The sequence below is a fragment of the Intestinimonas butyriciproducens genome (genome assembly GCF_004154955.1).
GTDB lineage: Bacteria > Bacillota > Clostridia > Oscillospirales > Oscillospiraceae > Intestinimonas > Intestinimonas butyriciproducens.
In genome coordinates this window covers 1450416-1474229 of the sequence record NZ_CP011524.1, presented here as the reverse complement: position 1 = coordinate 1474229, position 23814 = coordinate 1450416, and the positions used below count along the sequence as shown (strand labels likewise).

Sequence of the window (23814 nt, the reverse complement as noted above, 5' to 3'; positions counted from 1 at the left end):
ATTTTTTCAGGCCGCCAGAAATACCTCGGACAGGGTCATGCCCCGGGCAACCCGCCTGCACAGAACCTCCCGGCATCGGTCATAGAGCCGGAAAAGCACCCGCGCCCGGTCCACATCGGAATAGACCTTCCAGTATCCGCACAGCTTGCAGTTTTGCCCCCGGTAGCGCTGGAAGCCCAGCACATCTTCCGGCGGATAACCCAGAAACAGCCCGATCTCGTGGGGAAATTCCTTCCCCATCCGCAGCCGTGTACTCAGCAGATCCAGCAGGCGTCCCACGTCCGCTCCCTCGGGATATCCATCCCTCCGCAGCAGCTCTGCCGCCAGCGGCTCCCTGAGCTGCCGTGCAAGCTGCTCCTCCCGATACACCAGGAGCAGCGCCCGTTTCCCGCACCCACACAGCAGCCGGAATGATACGCCCTTTCCCTGAAACAGCCTGTTGTACTTCGCCGCCGTCTCCCGCAGCTCCGGAAACTCTTCCATGGAAAGGGAGACGAGATTTGCCGCCTTCACTCCCGCCAGCGCGGGCCCGCAGTGATAGGCCAATACCTGGTCCAATTCTCTGTACATTCTGTTCCCTCATTTCTATTTCCACATAAGTTAGTTTCAGCTAACCGATGCAGAAATATAGAAGGGATTAAACCCCCCTTTGGTTAGCTTTTGCTAACTTACATATATGCTACCATGTCGCTGGGTCATTGTCAAGAGAATTTTTGCGCGGGAGGGCGCCTCCTCCTCACACTTTGCCCCGCAGTCCATTCCGGGCGCTATCTCTTCCTCAGCTTGCTGAGGGGGCTCCGCCGTCAGGCGCCGCCCCCTTTTCCCTCATTTTTTGCGATGTGTTCCTTCAGCCTCAGAAACGTCTCTTCGCTGATATCATGTTCGATCCGGCAGGCGTCCTCAGCCGCCACCTCCGGCGAGACACCCAGCTCGGAGAGCCACCGGGTGAGCAGCCTGTGGCGCTCATAAATCCGGGAGGCGATGGTCATGCCCGCCTCTGTCAGGGTCAGAAAGCCATCCTTGTCCATCTCCACATAGCCGTTTTCACGCAGCAGGCTCATCGCCCGGCTCACACTGGGTTTGGAATATCCCATATGATGCACCACATCGATGGAGCGCACCAAGCCTTTTTTCTCCTTCAAGATCAAGATAGACTCCAGATAGTCCTCGGCGGATTCCTGAACCTTCACGGACTTCCCTCCATTCCTTCCAAAAATATACGCCTGATGGGCGACTGCCTTTTTTGCTATTTTAGCACAAAAAACGGGGATACACAAGGGGCCCGTTTTTTGCCAAATGGGGATTGACAGAAATGGTTAGCCGTGGTAAACTACCAACGTAAGAGGGGTTAGAAAGAGCTAACCCCATATTATACGGGCACTGGTTAGCATCTTCTAACTTTCCTGCCCTGCTATTTTTTAAGAGAGGTGGTCGTTATCATGCCGTTGACTATGGCGCCTTCCGGGACTGTAACCACGGTAAAAAAAATCCACGGGAAGGACGAAACCCGCCGCTTCTTGGAAAGCCTGGGTTTTGTAGAGGGCGGAAAGGTCACCGTCGTGTCCGAAATGGGCGGGAACCTTATCGTCAACATCAAGGACGCCCGCATCGCCCTGAGCAAGAGCATGGCCGGTCGCATTATGGTCTGACCGGCCTGGAAAGGAGGAAGGAATCGATGAGCACACTGCGAAATGCAAAGATCGGACAAACCGTCACAGTCACCCGCCTGAACGGCGAGGGGGCTCTGCGCCGCCGCATCATGGATATGGGGATCACCAAAGGCACCCCCATTTACGTCCGTAAGGTCGCTCCCCTGGGGGATCCCGTGGAGGTCACGGTCCGCGGCTACGAGCTCTCCATCCGTAAGGGTGACGCCGAGAGCATCGAGGTCCAGTGATGGTTTCTTTGCAGTCAAGAGTTAGCCTAAAATAACCAGCCTTCAAAGACTGATTTTTGTCAGCGGGACCTCCATCCCGCAGAGGAGGAAATGAAAAAATGTCCATAACCATTGCCCTTGCGGGCAACCCGAACTGTGGCAAGACCACCATGTTCAACGCCCTCACCGGGTCCAATCAGTTTGTCGGAAACTGGCCCGGCGTCACAGTGGAAAAAAAGGAAGGCCGTTTGAAGGGACACAAGGATATCTCCATCATGGATCTTCCCGGTATCTACTCCCTGTCCCCCTACACCCTGGAAGAGGTCGTGGCCCGAAACTATCTGCTGCATGAAAGTCCCGATGTCATCCTGAACCTGGTGGACGCCTCCAACATCGAGCGGAACCTGTACCTCACCACACAGCTTCTGGAGCTGGGGCTTCCGGTCGTGATCGCCCTCAACATGATGGATGTGGTGAAGAAAAACGGCGACAAGATCGATACCGCCAAGCTCTCGGCCTCCTTGGGCTGCCCGGTGGTGGAGACCTCCGCCGTGAGGGGTGAAGGCTGTATCGCCGCGGCCGAAAAGGCTGCGGAGCTGGCTCGTTCCGGAAAGAACGCCGTTCCCCAGCATACCTTCTGCCAGAGCGTGGAGACCGCCCTCTCCACCATTGGGGATCTGGTAAAGGACGTGGTTCCTCAAGAGTCCGCCCGGTGGTTCGCCATCAAGCTCTTTGAACGGGACGAAAAGGTGATGGAGGGCTTTACCCTCTCCGCAGATGTAAAGGATCGTCTGGAATCCGCCATCCGCGTCTGTGAAGAGACAATGGACGACGACAGTGAAGGCATTATCACCGGTGAGCGCTATGAGTACATCTCTAAGTTGGTGGGCCACTGCGTCCGGAAGGGCAAGACAGGGCTTTCCACCTCGGATAAGATCGACCGCATCGTCACCAACCGCTGGCTGGCGCTTCCCATCTTTGCCGTGGTCATGACGCTGGTTTATTACATCTCTGTCTCCACCATCGGCGACATCGTCACCGGCTTTACCAACGACACCTTCTTCGGCGAGTGGATCTCCCCTGCCGTCGAAAATTTCCTGGTCGGCATCGGCTGCGCTGACTGGCTCACCGGCCTCATTGTAGAAGGCATCGTGGGCGGCGTGGGTGCTGTCATCGGCTTCGTGCCCCAGATGTTGGTTCTCTTCCTCATGCTGTGCATCCTGGAGGACTGCGGCTACATGGCCCGCGTTGCTTTCATCATGGACCGCATCTTCCGCCGTTTCGGCCTCTCCGGCAAGAGCTTCATCCCCATGCTCATCGGCTCCGGCTGCGGCGTCCCTGGCATTATGGCCTCCCGCACCATCGAGCAGGACCGCGACCGCAAGATGACCATTATGACCACCACCTTTATTCCCTGCGGCGCCAAGATGCCCATTGTGGCGCTGATCGCCGGCGCCTTCTTCGGCGGCGAGTGGTGGGTGGCCCCCTCCGCATACTTCATTGGCGTGGCCGCCATCGTGGTCTCCGGTATTCTGCTGAAAAAGACCAAGCGATTTGCCGGTGAGCCCGCCCCCTTCGTCATGGAGCTGCCCCCCTATCATGCCCCCAAAGCCGTCAATATCCTCCGCGGCACCTGGGAGAGGGGCTGGTCCTTCATCAAGCGCGCCGGCACCGTCATTGTCCTGGCCTCTATCTTTGTCTGGTTCACCTCCAGCTTCGGCTTTGTGGACGGCCATTTCACCATTCTTACAGAAGATGCTCTGGCCGCCATCAACCCCACACTTCTGGACGACACCACCGATTTTATGGATCTGTCCATCCTGGCCACCATTGGCTCCGCCATCGCCATTATCTTCCAGCCCCTGGGCTTCGGCAACTGGCAGGCCAGCGTGGCGACTTTCCTGGGCCTGGTGGCCAAGGAAGAGGTTGTTGGCTGCTTCGGTACACTGTTCGGCGTGGCCGGAGACGCGCTGGAGCTGGTGGATGCCGGTGAATTCGAGGCGCTTACCCCCATCGCAGCGGCTTTTGGCGGGTCTTCTCTGGCCGCTTACTCCTTCCTGGTCTTCAATCTGCTCTGCGCTCCCTGTTTCGCCGCCATCGGCGCCATCAAGCGGGAGATGAACAACGCCGGCTGGACGCTCTTCGCCATTGCCTATCAGTGCGTCTTTGCCTATGCCTGCTCCCTCATGGTCTTCCAGTTTGGCAGCCTCTTCCTTGGCGGAGGGTTCACCGTCGGTACCGTGGCCGCCATCATCGTTCTGGTCGCCATGCTCTATCTCCTGTTCCGCAAAGGATATCAGGGCGAGGGCTCCAAACTCCGTGCCGTGGACGCTGTCCACGCGTAAGAAAGGAAAGCACCCCATATGGCAACTTACATCGTCGGCGGCATTCTGCTGGTCGTGGTGGCGCTCATTGTCTACCATCAGTGGAAGAGCCGGAAAAAAGGCGGCTGCTCCGCCTGCGGCGGCGGCTGCGATCACTGCAGCGGCGGCTGTCACTGACCCTTTAACTGAAATTGCCCCTCCTTTGAAAGGAGGGGCAATTTTTCATGCTTGCCGGATGCTTTAAGTCTCCCGTTCCTCCCGCTCCACAGCGGACATGGCGTTTTCTGCGATCCGGTACAGCAGCGTCCGCGCCATTTCGGCCTCTTCCGGCGTCATGCCGCGGGTCAGGTACTCGTTCCACTGTTTTCTCGCCTCATTCACCGCCTTGGCGATGGGCTCCACCATATCGGTGGTATACAGCCGCCGCACTCGTTTGTCCCGTTCATCCGGTACACAGCGTACATATCCCTGTTCTTCCAGCTTCTGAACGGCCCGTGTGACTGTCCCTTTGTCGAACCGCCCCATCCGGGCCAGGTCGTACATACTGATCCCCTGGTTCTCATAGATTCTCAGGAGGAAGAACTGTTGTCCGCAGCCGATTTGATAGGGCGAGAGCACCCGGTCATAAAACCGGTTGCTCAGACGATAGGCGATGGAAATATTTCGCCCCAAATATGTGGACTCGCTCATGACCGTCCGCCTCCTTACGATCCGATGTTTTTTGTATTTTGGGGACCTAATTGAAAATTTCCGGCCCCTAGAATACCACAGTATGCTGGGATGGGTCAACCAAAATGTGGGGCTCTCCGACCATTCCCTACCCCGAATGCTCCGCGAAATAAATCAGATTGTGCTGGTAAGCGGGGTCCTCCGGCTTGTACTGTCCAGCCCGCAGGTTATACGCCTCGGCCAACTCCCGCCGGCCCAGACGGTCGTAGCAGACACACAGTTGAATACAGGGCAGATAGCCGTAGCAGTCCGGCTGGACGAAGGCCCCGCTCCTGTCTTCCCGTTCCCTGGTAAGGGCCAGCTCATACCAGAACGCCGCGCGGCGGTATTCTCCCCGGTCGAGGAAGTGTTTCCCCAGGTCACAGCAGGTCTCCGCCCGGGGATCATCGAAGCGGAAGCTCTCCAGCAGAGCCTGGAGCGCCTCATCCTGTTTTCCCATCTGATATGCGCAGTAGGCCAGGAACCGGCAGGCCTCGATCTCATTCTCTACCCAGCCTCCGCCCTCGTCCATGAAGGTGCGAAGCTCCCGTTCCGCCTCCTCATACCGGCCATGGTAGTAGAGCTCCCGGGCATAGTAAAACCGCTCTCTCGGCTCCGGATGGAGCCCTGCGGCCCGTCGCGCCTCAAAGATGCGCAGATTCCGGTCCGGGTCACCGGCGCCCTCCTTTTTGTGGGTCACCGCTACATCGGACCAGACCACCTGGCCAAAGGGCGGAATCACTTCATGGACCGCTCCCACCCACATGGGCCGTCCCGTATTTCGGATGATGCGCTCCCGATAATAGGAAAACGTAGGATTCCCGGCCCTGTCGAAAGCGGTGTGATACTTCATCATGACCACGTCCACAGAGGCCGGGAGAGAGCGCTTCAGGTCCAGAAACTTTTCCCGGTCCTGCATCAGCAGTACATCGTCGGCATCCAGCCACATGCAGTATTCCATACTCGCCTGGGCGAAAGCAAAGTTCCGCGCCGCCGCGAAGTCGTCTATCCAGGCAAACTCGCATACCCGGTCCGCATATCGCGCCGCGATCTCACGGGTGGCGTCGGTGCTCCCCGTATCCACCACCACAATCTCGTCTACCAGCCCCGCAGCGCTGTCTAGGCATCGCCCCAGTACCGCCTCTTCGTTTTTGACGATCATACACAGGCTGATCGTAGCCATCCGGCACTCCCCCTTTTCCGCCATCCTATGTGTGGGAGAGGTCGGATGTGAAAGGACCGCGCCCAGGCAGGGGCACGGTCCTTCTGTCTTTTACCGTTCCATACGGGAGAGGCCTATGACTTCATCCACCGGCAGAGAGAAGAGCACGCCGTGGCTCTCGGTGGCGATCCCCGCCTCGCGGTTCACTGCCTCCATAATGGGCTGGCGCAATTCTCTGGGGGCCAGGATCGCCACGATATCTTTTTCAGGCCGGACGCCGCTGCCGCCAGGCTTCTCACCTTCCGCCCCCAGTCTGCGGCCGTGGAGGATCGTGCCCCCCCTGGCCCCCGCGGACTTGGCGGCGGACATCACTGCGTCATCGCATCCGCTATTGACCACGACCACGATCAGGTCGTCTTTTTCCTTCTGCTGCATCGGTTCCTCCTTTTCCGCTCCGGTCCTCTGGACCTCTCGGTTCACAATTTGGGCAACCGCCCCACTCACCGCGGACAGGGGCATTGTAAAGAGTATCCCCTTGCCGGGCGTTGCCAGTTCCAGCTCCTTCCCCGCCGCCGCAAGCAGGGGCGGGACGGCATGCTCGGGCAGGAGGGTAAGGAGCACGTCCTTTTCCGTCTCCCCCAGACCCAGATAGTCCAATATATCCGAATTGGCGGTCCCCCTGCCCGGCGTGGCGTAATGCTGCCGGAGTCCTGCGCCCGCAAAGAGCTCCACCGCCCGTGCGCCCCGGCCCCGGTCCAGGATGGTGACCATCAGCTTGATTCTCGACTGTTCTTTCATCAGGCGTCCTCCAGGCGGACTGTCTCCTGGTCCGCGTCGTCATAGATGATGATCTCGTCCGCTTCCACCGCGGTCAAAAGGGCGCGCTCCGCCTCCAGGGCGGATTTCTTCTGGTAGACCAGACCCAGGACCTGGATGGCTACCAGAGGGGTCATGGCTACCATGGCCACGATGCCGAAAGCATCGGTCAGCACGTTGCCCCCCAGCGCCTCACAGGCGCCCATGGCGAAGGGCAGCAGAAAGGTCGCCGTCATGGGGCCGGAGGCCACGCCGCCGGAGTCGAAGGCAATGGCGGTAAAGACCTTGGGCACCTGAAAGGAGAGGCTCAAGGCCAGCATGTATCCGGGGACCAGGAACCAGAGGATGGATATCCCTGTCAGCACCCGCACCATGGCCAGGCCCAGCGCCGCCGCCATACCCACGGAGAGGGCCAGCCCCATGGACTTTTGAGACACGGCGCCGCCGGTGAGGTCCTCCACCTGCTGGTTCAGCACGTGGACGGCGGGCTCCGCCGCCACAATAAAGTAACCCACCACCATCCCGATGGGGATGAGGACCCAGTGATAGGGCAGCTTGGCGATCTGCGCGCCCAGGAAATGCCCCGCGGGCATGAAGCCCACGTTGACCCCCGTGAGGAAAAGCACCAATCCCACATATGTATAAAGCATCCCCACGATGATCTTGATGAGCTGCCGCTGGCGCAGATGGAGAGAAACGATCTGAAACACGGTGAAAAAGGCGACGATGGGCAGCAGCCCCAAGGCCACCTCCTTAATATAGGTAGGGAACCCAGATGCAAAATAGGCCCCCACATCGGCGGTGGTCTCCAGGTCCGGGATGGAAAAGGGTGTATAACTCAAGTCAGGGGCGTTGTAGCACAGTCCCAGGATCATAACAGCCAGAATGGGCCCGATGCTGCACAGCGCCACCACGCCGAAGCTGTCCGCCTCCGAATCCTTATGGCTGCGCAGGGCGGTCAGCCCGGCACCCATGGCCATAATAAAGGGCACGGTAATCGGCCCCGTGGTAACGCCGCCGGAATCAAAAGCCACGGCCAAAAATTCCTTGGGCACCAGAAAGGCCAGCAGAAAAACCAGAGCGTAAAAGCCAATTAGCAGCTTGTTGAGGGGCCACCCGAAGCGGGAACGCAGCAGCGCCACCGCCAGGAAAATGCCCACGCCCGCCGCCACGGTAAGGATGATCACCATGTCCGGCACAGCGGGAACCTGGTGGGCCAGCACTTGGAGGTCCGGCTCCGCAATGGTGACAAACACCCCGATGACAAAACACAACGGCACCATGGCCCACAATTTGCTCCCTCTGGCCACCTGCTCACCGATCCCATCTCCAATGGGCATCATCGCCATGTCCACGCCCAGAGAAAAAAAACCTACTCCCACAATGAGGAGCAGGGCCCCGACCAGGAAAAGGATCAGAGAGGCCACAGGCATAGGCGCCATCGTAAAGCTGAGCAGCAGGACGATGGCTGTGATCGGTACGACCGAGGAGAGGGCTTCCATTACTTTTTCCTTCAGTTTCTTATTCATTGACGCCTCCTTCAAAAAGTATATTATTTTCCCGTTTTATTTTACCAGATTTTTGCTGAGCTGTAAATCTATTTTTCGCTAAGAATATGCTAAGAATGTGGAAAGCATGTGGAAGAAGCCAGCCTCTCCCACATGCTTTCCACATCTCTCTTCCCGTATTCACCTCAGCGGCTGGCCGCACGGTCCTCCTGGATCAACCGCTTCAGGGCCTCCACCCCCACCTCGATGGCAGCGGCGAGGTCATGGCTCTCCTTCTGGTCCAGCCCTGCCGCCTCCCGCTCCTGGTTCCAAATGACATGGAAGCAAGAGCCGCATCGGACCCCCAGAGCGCTGGCGCAGCAGAAGAGCGCGGCAGATTCCATTTCGGAGGCCAGGACCCCCAGACGTTTCCATGCCTCCCACTTGTTCTGGAGCTCATAGCTCACCGGCATCCGCCCCGGGTCATGCTGTCCGTAAAAAGAGTCCTTGCATTGGACGACACCTGCGTGCCACGGCTTTCCCAGCGCCTTTGCCGCAGCCACAAGCGCCTCCTGTACATGGTAATCCGACACCGCCGGAAATTCGATGGGAGCATATTCCCGGCTGGCCCCCTCATGGCGGACCGCTCCGGTGGCGATCACCACATCGTCGCTCTGGACCTGCAATGCGATACCGCCGCAGGTCCCCACCCGAATAAAGGTATCCGCCCCTATGGCGGCAAGCTCCTCCATGGCGATGACGGCGGAGGGCCCGCCGATCCCGGTGGAGCAGACCGAAACCTTTTCCCCAAGCAGCGTCCCTGTATAGGTGGTGTATTCCCGATTGGACTGCACCTTCACGGGATCGTCAAAGTAGGCGGCAATCTTCTCGCACCGGCCCGGATCGCCGGGGAGGATGCAGTACCGCCCTACATCGCCCTCTTTACATTTGATATGGAATTGCAATTCATGCTTCTGCATTGGCTCACCTCCAAAATAACCGATAGCCATTTTTATTATAGCGCCTCTTCAGGCTTTTTGCAAGGAATCCGGCATATCTTGGTTTGTAACCATTTGTTCTTGCAATTTGTATTGCCCTTGAGTAGAATAGCTACAGATCAGGCTCTGATTTGGAAAGGAGGCGGCCATGAAAAAAAATGCACCGCTCTGTGTCCTCTGCCTGCTGCTGGGCTGCCTCGCCGGTCTCGCGCTCAACTTCTCCCTCTGGGACGGTGGCGGACTGTTCTCCGCTTATATTCCCTCCGGGGCCGCTGTCCCCGGCGCGGAGGCCCCGTCCCCGGAGTCATCCACGGATACCTGTGACCCCACGGACAACACTCCCCTGCTGGAGGCCGGAGACGCCGTGCTGGAGGCCCTCAAAAGAGGGGATATCCAAGTCCTTGCCGCTCTCATCGACACAGAGCGCGGGGTGACCTTCACTCCCTACTCCACCGTGGACCCCCGCAGCGATCTCACCTTTTTGCCCGACCAGTTCACCGAGGCCGGCATCAACGGCACGCGCTATGTCTGGGGCGCCACTCAGGGAAAGGGGGACCCCATCGAGCTCACACTTCCCGAATATCTGAAACGCTATGTCTATAACGCGGAATATACCCGGGCTCCGGTCATCGGCGTGGATCATGTGTTCTCCTCCGGAAATTCTCTGGAGAATGTGGCCGAGGCCTATCCCGACGCCCGCTTCCTGGAGTATTATTTCCCCGGGGTGGATCCGTCCAACAACGGCTTTGACTGGTGTGCGCTCAAACTGGTCTTTCTCCCCAGAGACGAGGGGTATCGACTGGTCGGTATCATCCACAGCGAATGGACCATATAGAGATTTCAGGCATCATCCCCACGCCCCGGTGGAGCCGGTGATGTTATGCGCCCATGCCATCCAAAAGAAATCTCGGCAAATTTCAGTAGGCCCTTGTCGATGCTGCCTCCGGTAGACATCCAAAATTTCCGGCCCGCATCCTGCTCCCGGGAATCCAGGCGTTTTCGAGAGCGTAGAGGGGTGACGGGAGATACGGGACCGAGTGTGTTTGACAAAAAGGCGTGGCCCATTTTTGAGCACAAATATGCGGGGCATCCATAAGAGGATACTCAGATCCTCTATAAAGGACGCTCCGCGGTAAACGCAGCGAGACTGAATGTGGCGAACGTAGTCATTTCAAGGCTTCAGACAGGGTGTTGTTCAATGAGAGCAACACCCTGTTCTATTGCTTTTTAGGCTCATTCTGGTATATCAGAAGTGTGTCCTATTAAGCTTCACGAACAATACTATTATCAGTTGCAGAACGATAAATAGATTCTCCATACACCACAATACTTAATATCTCATTTGTTGTCGGAATCTGATTCCCAATAATTAGTTGAAAGGCTTTGAACTCCATCGTAACTTCTCCCACGCCATGCATTTCCATGGTATCTATTTTAGCAGTTCATCAAACGATGTATCCAATAATTCTTTAATTGCTTTTAATTGAGTAGCGTAAATGTGTTGGACTCCACGTTCAATCTTTACAAGGGTTTCTCGTGTCATTGTAATACCCCTGAGTTGGATTTTTCGAACGAGTTCCGTTTGTCCCATTCCCTTAGATATTCTTATTTCCCTAATATTTTTCCCAATACAGATTTGATCCTGCTTTATCTTTGTATCCATCATACGTTCTCCAATCGTTGGACCAATTTCGGTCCATTTTTTACTTTATTTTACGATTGAAGTGTGATACAATGGGACCAGTATCGGTCCATACGTGAATTCGGATGCACAATATGTAATGGAGGCATAGGTAATGAAACAAAGCGGAATAGCTAGAAAATTGGATAAGCTTGGGCGAATTGTTGTACCTATTGAAGCTCGTAGAGTATTAGGGTGGGAAGATACTACACCTATTGAAATTAGTCTCTTTGGACATTACATTCTTTTGCATAAGTATGAAGATAGTAGTGCTGCATCCATTGAATTAAAACAAGGTGGACCTATATTAAGCGAATTATACGAAGCACTAAACAACCTTTCAGACAAAGACGCACTGATGGTATTAGAACTTTTGAGGCGATTCACGACGCCAAAAAACAATAATTAAAATAAGCGAAGTCCAAACTGGACCAAGTTGCAATGATACATCTCAAATTGAGACATATTTCGCCAACGTGTCCCAACTTAGGACGCAATTCGATGGTCAAAGATTACAACGGGGGAGCCTGCCGGATGGCAGGCTCCCCCGTTACCCGCCGCCACAAGGACGGCGCAAGCTGTTGTTTGAGGTAAATGGCGTGGGACGCTGTATTTTGCGTCCCGCCCAAGTCAGACAGCAAAACGCGGTCGGAAATCTGTTTGCCGTCCCTCTGCGGACCTCAGGAAGGTTACCGGTGCGCTCTAAAACCATTCAGCAACAGATTTGCAGTAGCATGATTTTCAGCAAGATTTTAAAAGCCAAGATAAAATAAAAAGTGCTGAGAAATTTGAAAAACTCCAAATTTCTCAGCACTTTTTGGTCCGAGTATCACTAAATAACCTGGAAAAATACATTAAAACAGTGCTTTGCCAGCAGCAAGAGGTTTTTATCCAGAAAAAGAAAGTCGAAAAGCTGCCGCTTATAAAAACTTGCGGATGTCTACAGCAAGCTGCTCTTCCAAATTGATGAGCCGTTTCGCAATATCCTTTGAAACTTCATCTGCTGCCTCATATTGGTTCAGATACTTGTTCAGCGATTTGACACCCATATTACAGCCGTCCGTCATCAGGTCTGCAATAGTCTGATCGGAGTTATCCATGCCCATTTTCATGTTGGTTTTAATCCAAGACATCCCCTTGGCAATGGGGGTTGGCTCTTTTCCATCATCATGGTATTTTTCCAGTAGGGTCTGAATCTCATTCTTTAGCTGTTCATGTTTCTTTTTGCACTCCGTCAGATATTGATTAAGCGCTCTACTGTGCACTTGATCAAGAACATCGTCAATGGACGCGACCCCCATTTTAACGCCTGCGTCACATTCTCGAAGCAGTTTTATCGTGTCCTGTTCAATCATAGAAATTCGCCCCCTTTAATAAGGTAAAGTTAGTCTGCACAGTTTTGCATTTCTTATTCTCTGACCCAACACCCAAGCTAGAACCATATTGACACCCATTTCTTGGTTAGACACCACACAGAGCATTGGACGTACAAAAAGTAAACCCCTTAGGGACGGTGTAGCAGGTAGCACGATAGAATTGAGATAGAGTTCTGGCCCGGGTCCTACTCCCGGAGATACAAGCCTTTTTCGAGAGCGAGGAGGGACAGCGGGAGTTTGCCGAGCGGAAAGCACGGCGGGACGCTGACGAGGCCAAACAAGAATAATGTGAAGGCGGGGACATCTTAAATGATGTTCCCGCCTTTGTTTGCAAGTGCGCATTATACCCAAGAAGGCGTAGTAGATCAACCTGACAACCTGAATTGTCACTTGAAATAATCATTGCAGGCGTCTCGCAAGGCAAAGCAAAACGCTCTCAGTTCGGTTTGGTCTATGCTGTTCTCAAATTCAAGTGTATGTTCATTGCCAGCTCTGTTCCCGCCATGTAAAAGGCCTTTGACGGAAATATGACCTTTTCCATCGCCTATAAATTGCAGATACATATGCAAACCATATGGTTCTTCAATCCTCGCCTCGCCGGACAGCGTATCATATACCTGGCACAATTTTTCAGAAAATACAGCTAGTTCCCTTATATCTATATCCATTGATGTGCTTGCACAAAATCCGTCACTATAGACGTTCACACCCATTATTGTATTAGTTGGATATGTTATATCCTCAATATAAAAATCCGGTGACAATTTGAGTTCAAGGTTTTCTGTAAGCAATTCAAATTCCATTTTTAGCACCTTACAAACCGAATTTTAACTAGTACGCATTTTTCTGTCTAAGCGTACCACGCTCTGCTTGTCAAGTAAATTATATCATTATTCCAGAAAGCAGGTAAGGGCAGGAACTCACGTTCCCGCCCTTGCTTGCTAAAGCACATTTTCAATAGAAATGATAAATCCGAACACATTACCCACCTGGATAATGTAGTTCGGATTATCATTGTTTGTCGTGTGTCGACAGAAAAGATGCCCTTTGCACATCATTTGTTGTATCGCTCTGAAATTTTCTTTCTCATATCTGGAGTCATAACTTTTTTGTACTGCTGTGCCATTTCGCAAAACTGGATTTTTAGTTCTTCGGTTACTTCCTTTTTCTTGCATCGTGTCTTAAACAAAGTGGGTTTTCCACCCAGAAAAATATACCGCCGCTTATCTGGAATATAATCTGTTACAAACACCAACCCAGCGTAGTACACAATCACCGAGAAAGAATGACTTTTTGCCAAGAACACAGAGTATCCAAAAATGCATCCTTTGGCAAGTTCATTTACCTCCGATTGCTTAATCAGTCGATTGAGTTTGTATACTCTGGTTTTAAATTGTTTTGGAATTTTGGAGTTTGCGCCATCTTTGAACGCAAGTAAGCATTTCCCCAATTCATCGCAATACTCTTCAAAAATATGTCTGGAGAAGTGTTCACAATGTGACTTCATGCGATACAAATCATCCCAAAGTACTCGCCATGCAACAGATAAAAAGTAATAGTTCACCCATGTTGAATGGAGGTTCTTCAGCTTTTCAGATTCTAAATACGGATCAAGGAAAAGCGTCGCAAACTTTGATTCAAACGCACTAAAGCGTTCTTCACAGTCGTGACATAACATTGGCCTTTTTTCACCATCTTGCATGGCTTTTGAAAAGTTATCTAAACTACGAAATCTTGATTTTGGATGAGACCTAATTCTCTTATAAATCAGTTTCGGAAAAATATGGCTCTGCATCAATGGCACATTTTTCTTACACAAAGCACAAGGCAATAACATCACCATCCCTAATTGCCATTCTCCGTGTGTTTAGCCGGAAATCATTTGTGTTGTAGGACCAACCAACATTATTAAAATTATACACCGCCTTTTAATTCCTGTCCACTACTGCACGCAATGAAATAAGGAATAGGGGCGTACTGAGCGATATGTCAGTACGCCTCTATTCCTTATTTTAGCCGCAGCATTTGCTCATACAGCACAACGAATCGTCTCTCCACCACCATGTTCTCATGGTAATGCCCGAAGAACCAGTACTGGAATCTGCAGCGTTCCTGAATCTCATCGAAGAAGTCTGTCAGCGCATCTCGCTGGTAGAATCCTCTACTGAAGGTGTCCTGGACACTGCTGGGGCAGCAATGGGTAATGATGTAATCTACATCCCACCTTGCCTGATTCAGAGTTTTCCTTGCAGTTTCGTATTCATCCACGCTGGGCAGTTCCTCTTTCCACCACGACCTGTGGTTGACGCGGAACAGCGCGCCTGCGGCGTTGAGCTGCCGCAGCTTTCGCTCATAGTCCGGATTATCCGGTTCCAGAATGCCGTCCCGGATATCGTGGCTGCTGGCGCCGCCCATGGTAAAGATGCGCTTTCCGCAGATCTCATAGAGCTGCCCCCGCATCAGATGCAGGACACCGGGACGGATCGTCTGCACCTGTCCGCCGTGCCATTCGCACGTCGGGTAGTTCCGCAGGAAGTCATAGTTTTCGTGATTACCGTCCACAAACAGGGTGGTAAAGGGCCTGTCCGCCAGCCAGTCCAGCCATTGTTGTTCAGTGTCGCTGCCATCCCAGATACCGCCAAAGTCCCCGCAGATGATTACATAATCCTCTTTGGTCAAGCGTTCCTGTTCCCGGAAGACCTCCGGGCGGAGGCGGCTGAAGTCGCCGTGCGTATCGCCTGTGAGAAAAATTGCCATTAGTTTCATCCCCATTTCTTTTTATAATTCCTGTTCCAGCACTTCGTCTGAGTCTCTGAAGTGGATGCGGATGGTTTCCGCGTCCTCCACCGTGATCTTTTGGATGACCTGCCGGACGAGCTCATTGTCAAATTCTGTATAGCCTGCGGCGCATTCCATGATGCTGTCCCACATCTGCCGGCGTCTGGTAGCCTGTTCCTCCAGATCGACTTCTGCCTGCTGCGCGTCCGCGATCTGTGCCTTGAGGGATTCCTTCTCATCCGTCAGCGCTTTCATTCTGGCATTCAGCTCGGTATCGGCCATGTTGACGAGCAGCCGATCCAGCACATCGCTTTGCTCCCGGCTCACCTCATCCATGCGCTTCTTCAGCTGCAGCAGCTGCGCGCCAGCCTGAGATAACGCCTGTTTTGCTTCCTCCGCCATGGCCAGCACATCGGGGCAGACCTCCTGCCGGATGGCGGCGTACTCGTTCATGGCCGCGAGGATGGCGCTGTGCAGCCTGCCTTCATCCAGTGTCGGGGAGTGCTGGCAGTATTTTGTACCGAACTCCAGCCGGGAGACACAGCGCCACACGATGCGCTTTTTCCCATTTCTGGCCCATGTGACCCGCTTGTAGGGGGAGCCGCACTCGCCGCACACCAGCAGTTCTGTCAGCGCGTATTTGCCGGAGTATTTCCCAAGTTCCGTTTTTCCGCTCTTTTGCAGCACCTTCCGTTTGCTGGACCGGCGTGTCATCTCCTGCTGCACCTGATTGAACAAGTCCTTTGAGACAATAGCCGGGTGGCTGTTCTCCACATAGTACATCGTGCGTTCACCGCGGTTCTTTTTGACCTTTTTGGTGATGCAGTCCGTCACATAGGTTTTCTGCAGCAGGGCGTCTCCAATGTACTTTTCATTGGTCAGGATATTGTGGATCATGGAGGGAGACCAACGCTCTACACCCTGTGCGGTGGGAACGCCGTCCTCGTCCAGCTCCCGCTTGATCTGGCCCAGGGTGCAGCCGTCCAGATACCTGTGGTAAATGCGGCGGATGATCTCCGCTTCCTCCGGTACGATCTCCGGCTGTCCGTCCGCCCCCTTCCGGTATCCCAGCATCTTTTTGTACTGGAAGGTGACCTTTCCCGCCTCCGCGCTCTTCTGCTTTCCCCATGCGACATTCTTGCTGAGAGACTCGGATTCCGCCTGGGCGAAGCCGCTGAACAGGGTGATGAGAAATTCGCTGGATTCCGTGAGGGTGTTGATGTTTTCCTTCTCGAAGTACACCCCAATGCCGTTTGCTTTCAGGAGCCGTACCGTATCCAGGCAATCCACCGTGTTTCTGGCAAAGCGGGAGAGGGACTTGGTGATGATGAGGTCGATGTGTCCCCGCTTGCAGGCAGTGATCATCTTGTTGAACTGCGTTCGTTTTTTCAGGCTGGTGCCTGAGATACCCTCATCGGCATAGATCCCTGCCATCTCCCAATCCGGGCTGTCCTGGATCTTCTGGGTGTAGTAGGTCTTTTGCGCCTCATAGCTGTTGAGCTGCTCTTCACTGTCCGTCGAGACGCGGCAGTAGGCTGCTACGCGCATTTTTCCGTCATGGTCTCTGTGCAGTTCTTCCGGTTTTCTGGTTGCGGGGATCACCCGAACCCGCCGCTCTAAGGTAGCTGCTGTCGCTTCCATGGATCATTCGTCCTTTCCTGTCGCTTTTTTATCCGTAAATATAAGAGTTACTTCGGCATCCTGTGAGATGATGATATGGGAGACTGTCCTGCGGAAGCGTTTCCAATTCGTCTCCGTCAGCCGCTCCGACCCCTCAGATTCGGCAGACGGCTCTGGACAGCAGGCATACCGCGCTGCCGCACCCTGCAGGATCAGCGCCATCACCGTTTCCGGCGAGGCCGGCTGCTCCAGCCCCCGGTTGATGGCATTGTCCAGCCGCATGACCTCCGCAGAGGGCGTGTAGGCGGTGCAGCTGGGCGGTTCATGGTCCCGGAACTGACGGACGATCCAGTTTACCGTCGCATCCATGTCCATGACCGCGGTATTCCCGCAGCCTTCGCATCTCAGATACAGCTTGCCGCTGTCCTGCCAGCCGCCGCCCAGCCGGGTCATCTTCCCGCCGCAGGTGCAGCGGAAGTATGGAGTCAACCGCGCAATGGCAGGCTTCTCTCCGTGGGACTGCTTCCTGGCATTCTTTTCCGCCGTCTTTTCCTGCGCCGCTTGGAAAATATCCGCTTCCACCAGTATGGGGTATCCCTCCTTACCGGTGTAACGGGGATTTTCCAAAAGGCGCTTTACCTTATGCTTGTTCCAGAGCGGCACTTCCCGGCAATACGGAATACTCTGCCGGTTCAAGGCGTCCGAGATGGCCTGATAGGAAGCCCCGGCGTTGTAGAGCGTAAAGACCATACTGACGGTCCGCTGCTCCTCCGGCACGATCTCTAACGCGCCGTTTTGGATCTGATACCCGTATAACACCTTGCGGTTGATCATCTTGCCGCCACCTCCCATTGTTCTGTCAGTTCCAAGCCTCCGTAAAGCCGGAAGCGGATACGGTTTTGAGACTCTGCAATGATCTTCTCCACCAGATGTTCGAACAGCTCTTCATCGAAGCCGTCCAGCCGTTCCGGTCCGTTGAGAAACGTCTGCTCCACCTTGCGGAGCGCATCCATCGTTTCGTCTATCGCTTCGTTCTCTGTCAGCCTGCGCCGTTCTCCGCGAAGCTGCGCCAGTCTGGCGCTGATGGCATTCATGCGGGCGGCGCAGATATCCGCGTCCAGCAAGCCATTGGCCCGCAGAGTGCTGATCTTATGGCTTTCTTCTGTTGCTTCCGCGATGGCCCGGTTGATGGTCAGCAACTGCGGATGATTCTGCCGCAGGATCGTGTCCAGCGTGTTCAGCTGCCGGAGGGCCGGGGCCAGAATGATGTCCGCGTTGCTTTTGAGCCTGTGGTACATCCGCAGGAAGGCGGCATGGATCTCCGCTTCCGGGATGCGTCCTACAGGGCAGTCCGCGGCGTGGCGGTCGTGGGTTCGGCAGACCCATGTCACATATCCGCTCTGGCTGCTTCGGCGCTGAAACACCGTCCCGCAGTTCCCGCAAACGATTTTTAAGGCAAGAGGGCTTTTTTCTCTGCGCTTTTTCTCTTTCTGCGCTTTCTTTTGCAGCAGTGCCTGCACCCGCTCAAAGGTGTCCCGGTCGATGATAGCTGGATGGGAGTTCTCCGTGTAGTATTGCAGGCGTTCCCCGTGATTTCGTTTCTGCACGAAGGGAAAGCCGCAGCTGTAGGATTTCTGGCTCAGAGCGTCTCCAATGTACTTTTCATTGGTCAGCAGGTATCGAACCCCCGTTTCTCTCCAGCATTCCGCGCCGGACTGGGAGGGGATGCCTTTCGCCGTCAGCTGCTCCGCGATCCATCCGGAGCTGCGCCCCTTGAGGTATGCGTCGAAGATCCAGCGCACCGTGGCGGCTTCCTCTGGGACGATCTCAAGATCTTTCTTATTTACGATTCGGTATCCGTAAGGGGCGGTGCAGGTGATAAATTCCCCACGCTCCATCCGCCGCTGATAGCTCATCTTCTGATTGGCGGAGATGGAGATGGATTCTTGCTGGGCAAGAGAACCGGAAACGCTCACCATCAGTTCGGTGGTGAGCGTTTTCGTGTCGATATTTTCTTTTTCAAACCGGACGCTGACGCCCATGGCGGATAACTCCCGCAGGGCGGACAGGCAGTCTCTGGTATTCCGGGCGAAGCGGGATACGGACTTCACCAGAATGCGGTCGATCTTGCCCTTCCGGCAGTCCCGCATCATACGGTTGAAGTCATCCCGCTGATCCATCCGGGTGCCGGTCAGCCCTTCGTCGGCATACACATCCACCAGCTCCCAGCCGTCATGCTGGGCGATCTCTTCCGTATAACTGCGGATCTGGGCGGCGTAGGAATGCAGCTGATCCTTGGAGTCCGAACTGACCCGGCAGTAGGCTGCCACCCGCAGATGTTCCGCTTCCCGCGTCTGCGGCGCGATGATTTTTACCTGTGCCATGTTTTTCACTTCCTTGTATCTTTTTTGTCAACACACAAGCTACCACACGATCCGCAGAATATCCAGCACTATTCCCAAACAGTCTGCGGGGTGTATTTTTCTCCGGCCAGCCTTTTGGCATAGACCAGCTCTTCCGCGCTCAGCAGGCCGATTTCCGCCAGATGCTCCAGCATCCTGACTGCCAGCCGATACTGCAATTCTTTCTTTGCGTCGATCATCTTTCTACCTCAAAATAGCTCTCCGGCTTTTTCTCCCGCAGAAACCTTGTCACTTCCCGCAGGCTGCCAGTCCTCCGCATTTCCGGCAATGCCTCACTCACAGCCTGGGCGTATCTGCGGCCACGGCAGGCCCGTTCATCCAGAATGGCGATGACGCAGGTATCGCTCTCCGTGCGGATGGCCCGGCCAAAGCCCTGGCGCAGCTTGATCTGCATCTCCGGTACAGCTACCTCACGGATGAATGCGTGAAGGGAAGAATACTTCTCCAATTCCCGTTCCTTTCGTGCGTCTGGGTAGGCGAAAGGCAGGCGTGGGATGATCAGCAGAGATACACAGTCGCCGGGGAAATCAAAGCCCTCCCATGCCGCGCCGGTGGCCAGCAGCACCGCTCCCGGCGTGTGCCGGAACTGTTCAATGATGTGGGGCGCGTTGCGGCCCAGCGTCAGGAATGGGAATGGGAGAGATTCCTCCCGCAGCCGCTCCTTCACAGCCGACATGGCTGCGTAGGAGGTAAAGAGCACCAGTGCGTGACCGGAAGCTGCTTTGATGAGTCCGACGAGCTCGGCAGTCAGCTCATTAAAGTACACATCCGTATCCTCCGCTCTCTGGCGGGGCGGGATTTGCGGAAGGTAGAGCAGGCAGTTGTTCCGGTAGTCAAAGGGGGATGGAGAAACGGATTCCATAACACGGTGCCCCTTCTCCAATCCTGCCTGCGTTTTGAAACGGCGGAAATCGCTGCCCACCGCCATGGTGCCGGAGGTCAGAACAAACGCCTGATCCGGCTGCCACAGGATCTTTTTTATTCGCTGCGTGATATCGCCGGCTGCGGCGCACAGCATGGCGCCGCCTGTGCTGACATCTTCGGCAGTGTAAAAAATCATATCTGTCTGGGAACTGGTGAACAGCTTGACCGCGTCCAGCACCGTATTCAGCTGGCGGCTTCCCAGCGGGGAGAGCAGGCTGCCGATCTGCCGCTGGATGATGGGCAGTGTGCAGGATGGCGCGGTCAGCAATCGCAAACAGGCTTCCACCGGCTCCGCTTCCTCTCTGGGCTGTGCCAGCTTGCGCAGCAAAGGACCTGTGCTGTCCTCCAGCATTTCTGCCGCCAGTAAGTACCGTTCCTCTTTTAGCTGAAGGATAAGGTTTCGTATCTCTTCGGCCGCCAACGTCACACCCAGCATCTGCTGTGCGGTTTCCGGGAGCTTATGGGCTTCATCCACGATGATGATGCTGTGCTCCGGGAAGATGGGGCGTTTTCCCTCGCTGCGGTGGATGGCGTCTGCCACCAGCAAATTATGATTGCAGATTTGAAACAAAAATTGATCTTTGTCGCAAGTCTTGAGGAACCGCTGATATCGGCAGTCCCTCTGCTTGCAGTCGCAGACCTGCGGTACGCAGACACGCTCCCGGTCATAGCCGCTGAGATGAGAAACTCTGTCCATGTCCAGCGTTTCCCTAAGAGTCCGGAGCGCCGTCAGCGCTTCCGGATTTTTCTTTGCAGGATATACCTGACGCAGCCGCCTGTCCAGCCGCTCGTCGCAGACATAATGGCTTTTGCCTTTGCGGATGACCGCTTTCAGTGGCTTGGTAAGAATCCCGTCCGCCATTAGGACGCAGGACAGCAGCGGCAGATACTCCGTCAGCACCGCGTTTTGCAGCGCGATACTGGAAGTGGAAATGATGATGGGGCGGGCGATCTGCCCTGTCGGGAAAGCAGACGCTGCCGTGGCAGCCGCCAGATAAGCGTAGGTCTTGCCGATGCCCGTCCCGGCATCGCACAAGGCGATCCTCCCGTCCTGCATGGCTTCCAGCATCCGGTGACTCAATTGGATCTGCTCCGGACGCTGCGCCATACCGTGGGCGGGAAGAAGGTCCTGAAAAATATGGTCGATCAGTTTATGGGCTTTCAGCCTGTTATCGTTGGTATTCATCCGATAATTACCTCTTTTCCTGTCATGCTTTGTTTTCGTTTCCACCGTATTTGCAGCGCGCCCCGGTGGGAAAAGGGAACAATACGGACAAGGTCCGGCAAGACCTTCACGGGCGTATTTCCGGGATCTCTACTGCTTTCAATCCCGGAGCAGCCCAGCCTCTTCATGCTGGCCAGTGCATTGTGTCTCATTATCTGCCCGGACAGCGTCTCTGCGGGCGGCGCTGCCAACGCCGCCCCTGCGCAGGTAAAATCGCTCGCCGCGGGAAGCTGCAAGGCTTCCCACGGGTCGTGGCGCACACTGCGCGGATCGCTCTTCTGTCCGGGTGGTTATCCGTATTGCTGGTATGCAATTTTCAAGGAACAGCGAGGGGCGATTCGGAGCCCCTCACTGTCCTCCCGAAAATTGCGTTCGGTGAATACCCTTATTTCGAGGAATTTTCAAAAAACTTTTTGAGATCCCGCAGGATACGGTCTCTCCGCTTGATGACCGCCCGCTGGCTGACGCCCATTCTTTGGGCGTATTCCCGTGTAGACGCGCCGTCGAAGAACAGGGCGTTGATGAGTTCCCGGTCGGTATCCTTTAGTGACAGCAGCGCCAGCAAAAGGATCTGCTTCTGCTCTGCCAGATTCCGAAGTTCCTCACGCTCCAGTGCCTCCGTTTCAGCACTGGGGGCCGTTTCCGCTCCGACATAGTCCGGAAGCAGGTCGTCCTCCTCCATCTGCTCCAGAGAGAGCAGCTTGCCGGAGGACTGTTCCTCCGTGATGTAGCGCTCACGGCGGTCTGCCTGGGAGTAGGCCAGATACACATCCTCCGGCACCTCTACGTCCATACCGTCTACAGTGATGATATTGGCGATGACTTCGCCACCTTCGTTTAGAACGCGCCGATAGTTGCGTTCTTCCTGCCATTTTTTCATGATTCATGACTCCAATCTCAGATTTTTTTGAAATGTCTGAGATTGGGTCACGGATATTTAGCGATATAGGGCTGCCAGCGTCTGCGCATTGTGTGCCTTTCCGCTTTTCAGCCAAAGAAAGGCGCAAAAAAAGAGCCTTACGCATAGCTGAAAAGCTACTTGTAAGGCTCCTAACTCAATGTTCCCATATTCGATGATGGGTGGCTGGTGCGCTTGACGAAGTCATATCAATTGGATTTTTAATTTATGCCTGAACATATCCCATAAAGTGGATGGGCGTGTGGATCAGGGGGTGAGCATCCGGTGTCAGCACCGTGATGCCGATCTGTTCGCCGCACTTGGGGCATTTGGCGATCAGGTCAGGGTGTTCCGCTCTGTGCAGAGCAAACAGCCTGTACTGAGACTGCTCCGCACCACTGGGGATATCCGCGATACGGCCCTTGCCGCACAGCGGACAGCGCAGGGAATTGGTTTTTGACATAGCGCCTCTCTTTCTCTGTTCTCTTTTTTGAGAACAGCACATGAAAATTTTTTACAGCAGGTTATGGTTCTCCAACCGAATGCGCATGGCCTGCTTGGATACCTGAAAGATACCTGCCATATCCGTCACCAGCTGTTGATTCGTCCGTCCGGAGCGCAGCTGATAGAAACAGCGCTTGACCTGCGGCAGCGGCAACAGAAGGATAGAGCCCAGCAGGTTCGCCTGCACTTCCAATGTGTTGTCGCTCTCATCGCCGGAACGGAGCGCCGCGTTTTCGCCGGTCCCGCTGAACTGTTTCTTATGGAGCAGCCAGTGCCCCAGCTCATGGGCGCAGGTAAAGCGCAGCCGCCCGGTAGATGCTTCCTCTTCGCAGAGAGAGCAGTCGATGAGGATGGTGCCGCCCTTGACGGGAAGAAGATCATAGCGGTGGTTTTCCCAGTCATAGATCGCTGTGAGACCGTCGTCAAAGATGGTTTCGCCCAAAACCCGCCCATTATTCCGCAGATATTGATACTCCAGCACCAGCCCCTGTGCCTCGATGATGTCCTCAATGGGAATGGCTGCGGGGGAACCGTAATAAAGTCTGGGGTCATAGGCGATGATCACATCGCGGGCGATCCGCTCCAGCGCCTGTTCGCGGTAATATGCTTTTTTCATGCGTCTATTTCACCGCCCTCTTTGGATTTCTTTGCGCGCTGGGTGATCCGGTCGATAAATTCCTGCCACTCCTGGTCTGTGGCATCTGCCTCCTTCGCCGTGCGGAGAGCGGCCCGGACGATCTCCCGATCCATGATGTAGTCCGGCAGGTCTGCGGATACCCGGTTATTCTGGGACTTGGCGGCAAGATCCAGCATCTGCTCGGTTTCCACCTTACTCAGATGCAGTTCCTGCTCCAACCGTTCCAAATATGCGCGCGTCGGCGCCGGTCTGCGGTCGTTCTCAATGTTGCTCAGATAGACTGGCGATAAGTCCAGCTTTGCCGCCAGTGTGCGCAGAGACAATCCGATAGATTGCCGTTTCTCCCGAACGAAGCTGCCGAATGTCTGTTCCAAGTA

The 23814-nt window shown here is 54.9% G+C and carries 28 protein-coding genes; 6 read left to right on the top strand and 22 right to left on the bottom strand.

Going from position 1 to position 23814, the window contains the following annotated elements; translation table 11 throughout:
• Positions 1 to 6: 6 nt before the first annotated feature.
• On the bottom strand, positions 7 to 570 hold the full coding sequence (locus SRB521_RS07250; protein ID WP_075704009.1) for a DUF3793 family protein: 564 nt from the start codon (positions 568 to 570) through the stop codon (positions 7 to 9).
• A gap of 233 nt (positions 571 to 803) precedes the next feature.
• Positions 804 to 1190, bottom strand: a complete 387-nt coding sequence (locus SRB521_RS07245) for a metal-dependent transcriptional regulator (RefSeq protein ID WP_075704010.1) — start codon at positions 1188 to 1190, stop codon at positions 804 to 806.
• A 249-nt stretch (positions 1191 to 1439) separates the two neighbouring features.
• On the opposite strand from SRB521_RS07245, the gene SRB521_RS07240 reads away from it, so the two are divergent.
• From SRB521_RS07240 to SRB521_RS07225, 4 genes are all read left to right on the top strand, one after another.
• Positions 1440 to 1649 (top strand): FeoA family protein, encoded by a 210-nt coding sequence (locus SRB521_RS07240; protein ID WP_033118986.1) that lies wholly within the window; start codon positions 1440 to 1442, stop codon positions 1647 to 1649.
• 26 nt (positions 1650 to 1675) lie between these two features.
• Positions 1676 to 1897: a FeoA family protein gene (locus SRB521_RS07235; protein ID WP_033118985.1), complete on the top strand. Its 222-nt coding sequence runs from the start codon at positions 1676 to 1678 to the stop codon at positions 1895 to 1897.
• Between the two features lie 98 nt (positions 1898 to 1995).
• Positions 1996 to 4221 (top strand): ferrous iron transport protein B, encoded by a 2226-nt coding sequence (gene feoB / locus SRB521_RS07230; protein ID WP_116722078.1) that lies wholly within the window; start codon positions 1996 to 1998, stop codon positions 4219 to 4221.
• Between the two features lie 18 nt (positions 4222 to 4239).
• Positions 4240 to 4377 (top strand): FeoB-associated Cys-rich membrane protein, encoded by a 138-nt coding sequence (locus SRB521_RS07225; protein WP_081959970.1) that lies wholly within the window; start codon positions 4240 to 4242, stop codon positions 4375 to 4377.
• A gap of 63 nt (positions 4378 to 4440) precedes the next feature.
• On the opposite strand, the gene SRB521_RS07220 is transcribed toward SRB521_RS07225, so the two are convergent.
• The 5 genes from SRB521_RS07220 to udp form a co-directional block, all read right to left on the bottom strand.
• Complete coding sequence (locus tag SRB521_RS07220; RefSeq protein ID WP_033118983.1) at positions 4441 to 4890, bottom strand: MarR family winged helix-turn-helix transcriptional regulator; 450 nt, start codon at positions 4888 to 4890, stop codon at positions 4441 to 4443.
• A gap of 127 nt (positions 4891 to 5017) precedes the next feature.
• Complete coding sequence (locus tag SRB521_RS07215) at positions 5018 to 6091, bottom strand: tetratricopeptide repeat-containing glycosyltransferase (RefSeq protein ID WP_116722077.1); 1074 nt, start codon at positions 6089 to 6091, stop codon at positions 5018 to 5020.
• 90 nt (positions 6092 to 6181) lie between these two features.
• Positions 6182 to 6868, bottom strand: a complete 687-nt coding sequence (locus tag SRB521_RS07210) for a hypothetical protein (protein WP_033118981.1) — start codon at positions 6866 to 6868, stop codon at positions 6182 to 6184.
• A complete protein-coding gene (locus tag SRB521_RS07205; protein WP_116722076.1) occupies positions 6868 to 8415 on the bottom strand; it encodes a DUF1538 domain-containing protein in 1548 nt (515 codons plus the stop codon). The genes SRB521_RS07210 and SRB521_RS07205 overlap by 1 nt, the downstream gene beginning before the upstream one ends.
• Positions 8416 to 8579: 164 nt before the next feature.
• Complete coding sequence (gene udp / locus SRB521_RS07200) at positions 8580 to 9353, bottom strand: uridine phosphorylase (RefSeq protein ID WP_116722075.1); 774 nt, start codon at positions 9351 to 9353, stop codon at positions 8580 to 8582.
• 166 nt (positions 9354 to 9519) lie between these two features.
• Here udp and SRB521_RS07195 point away from each other — a divergent pair, with 166 nt between their 5' ends.
• Complete coding sequence (locus SRB521_RS07195) at positions 9520 to 10206, top strand: hypothetical protein (protein ID WP_116722074.1); 687 nt, start codon at positions 9520 to 9522, stop codon at positions 10204 to 10206.
• 427 nt (positions 10207 to 10633) lie between these two features.
• Here SRB521_RS07195 and SRB521_RS16675 read toward each other — a convergent pair whose 3' ends face one another.
• Both SRB521_RS16675 and SRB521_RS07190 read right to left on the bottom strand, forming a co-directional pair.
• A complete protein-coding gene (locus SRB521_RS16675) occupies positions 10634 to 10765 on the bottom strand; it encodes a hypothetical protein (protein WP_257534826.1) in 132 nt (43 codons plus the stop codon).
• A gap of 35 nt (positions 10766 to 10800) precedes the next feature.
• Positions 10801 to 11037: a helix-turn-helix domain-containing protein gene (locus SRB521_RS07190; protein ID WP_178388448.1), complete on the bottom strand. Its 237-nt coding sequence runs from the start codon at positions 11035 to 11037 to the stop codon at positions 10801 to 10803.
• A 130-nt stretch (positions 11038 to 11167) separates the two neighbouring features.
• Here SRB521_RS07190 and SRB521_RS07185 point away from each other — a divergent pair, with 130 nt between their 5' ends.
• Positions 11168 to 11461: an AbrB/MazE/SpoVT family DNA-binding domain-containing protein gene (locus tag SRB521_RS07185; RefSeq protein ID WP_075704012.1), complete on the top strand. Its 294-nt coding sequence runs from the start codon at positions 11168 to 11170 to the stop codon at positions 11459 to 11461.
• A 511-nt stretch (positions 11462 to 11972) separates the two neighbouring features.
• Here the strand turns inward: SRB521_RS07185 and SRB521_RS07180 are convergent.
• From SRB521_RS07180 to SRB521_RS07125, 13 genes are all read right to left on the bottom strand, one after another.
• On the bottom strand, positions 11973 to 12407 hold the full coding sequence (locus tag SRB521_RS07180) for a hypothetical protein (protein WP_075704013.1): 435 nt from the start codon (positions 12405 to 12407) through the stop codon (positions 11973 to 11975).
• A 407-nt stretch (positions 12408 to 12814) separates the two neighbouring features.
• The gene (locus SRB521_RS07175) at positions 12815 to 13231 is read right to left on the bottom strand and encodes a WapI family immunity protein (RefSeq protein ID WP_075704014.1); all 417 of its coding nucleotides are present in this window, start codon (positions 13229 to 13231) and stop codon (positions 12815 to 12817) included.
• Positions 13232 to 13482: 251 nt separating this feature from the next.
• Positions 13483 to 14271 (bottom strand): hypothetical protein, encoded by a 789-nt coding sequence (locus SRB521_RS07170; protein WP_118623849.1) that lies wholly within the window; start codon positions 14269 to 14271, stop codon positions 13483 to 13485.
• A 164-nt stretch (positions 14272 to 14435) separates the two neighbouring features.
• Positions 14436 to 15185 carry a metallophosphoesterase family protein gene (locus SRB521_RS07165; RefSeq protein ID WP_116722072.1) on the bottom strand — a complete coding sequence of 250 codons (750 nt, stop codon included), beginning with the start codon at positions 15183 to 15185 and terminating at the stop codon, positions 14436 to 14438.
• 21 nt (positions 15186 to 15206) lie between these two features.
• Entirely contained in the window at positions 15207 to 16847 is a 1641-nt protein-coding gene (locus SRB521_RS07160) for a recombinase family protein (protein ID WP_116722071.1), read from the bottom strand.
• Between the two features lie 3 nt (positions 16848 to 16850).
• Positions 16851 to 17660, bottom strand: a complete 810-nt coding sequence (locus tag SRB521_RS07155) for a recombinase family protein (protein ID WP_165366595.1) — start codon at positions 17658 to 17660, stop codon at positions 16851 to 16853.
• Positions 17657 to 19210: a recombinase family protein gene (locus SRB521_RS07150; RefSeq protein ID WP_116722069.1), complete on the bottom strand. Its 1554-nt coding sequence runs from the start codon at positions 19208 to 19210 to the stop codon at positions 17657 to 17659. Before SRB521_RS07150 ends, SRB521_RS07155 begins: the two co-directional genes overlap by 4 nt.
• Positions 19211 to 19278: 68 nt before the next feature.
• Positions 19279 to 19428: a hypothetical protein gene (locus SRB521_RS16095; RefSeq protein ID WP_165366594.1), complete on the bottom strand. Its 150-nt coding sequence runs from the start codon at positions 19426 to 19428 to the stop codon at positions 19279 to 19281.
• Entirely contained in the window at positions 19425 to 21359 is a 1935-nt protein-coding gene (locus tag SRB521_RS07145) for an ATP-dependent DNA helicase (protein WP_116722068.1), read from the bottom strand. The genes SRB521_RS16095 and SRB521_RS07145 overlap by 4 nt, the downstream gene beginning before the upstream one ends.
• Positions 21360 to 21783: 424 nt before the next feature.
• Positions 21784 to 22278, bottom strand: a complete 495-nt coding sequence (locus tag SRB521_RS07140; RefSeq protein WP_116722067.1) for an AsnC family protein — start codon at positions 22276 to 22278, stop codon at positions 21784 to 21786.
• Between the two features lie 244 nt (positions 22279 to 22522).
• Positions 22523 to 22759, bottom strand: a complete 237-nt coding sequence (locus SRB521_RS07135; RefSeq protein ID WP_116722066.1) for a hypothetical protein — start codon at positions 22757 to 22759, stop codon at positions 22523 to 22525.
• 51 nt (positions 22760 to 22810) lie between these two features.
• The gene (locus SRB521_RS07130; protein WP_116722065.1) at positions 22811 to 23416 is read right to left on the bottom strand and encodes an ImmA/IrrE family metallo-endopeptidase; all 606 of its coding nucleotides are present in this window, start codon (positions 23414 to 23416) and stop codon (positions 22811 to 22813) included.
• Positions 23413 to 23811, bottom strand: coding sequence for a helix-turn-helix domain-containing protein (locus SRB521_RS07125; protein ID WP_024723002.1), 399 nt, complete (start codon positions 23809 to 23811; stop codon positions 23413 to 23415). Before SRB521_RS07125 ends, SRB521_RS07130 begins: the two co-directional genes overlap by 4 nt.
• Positions 23812 to 23814 lie beyond the last annotated feature (3 nt).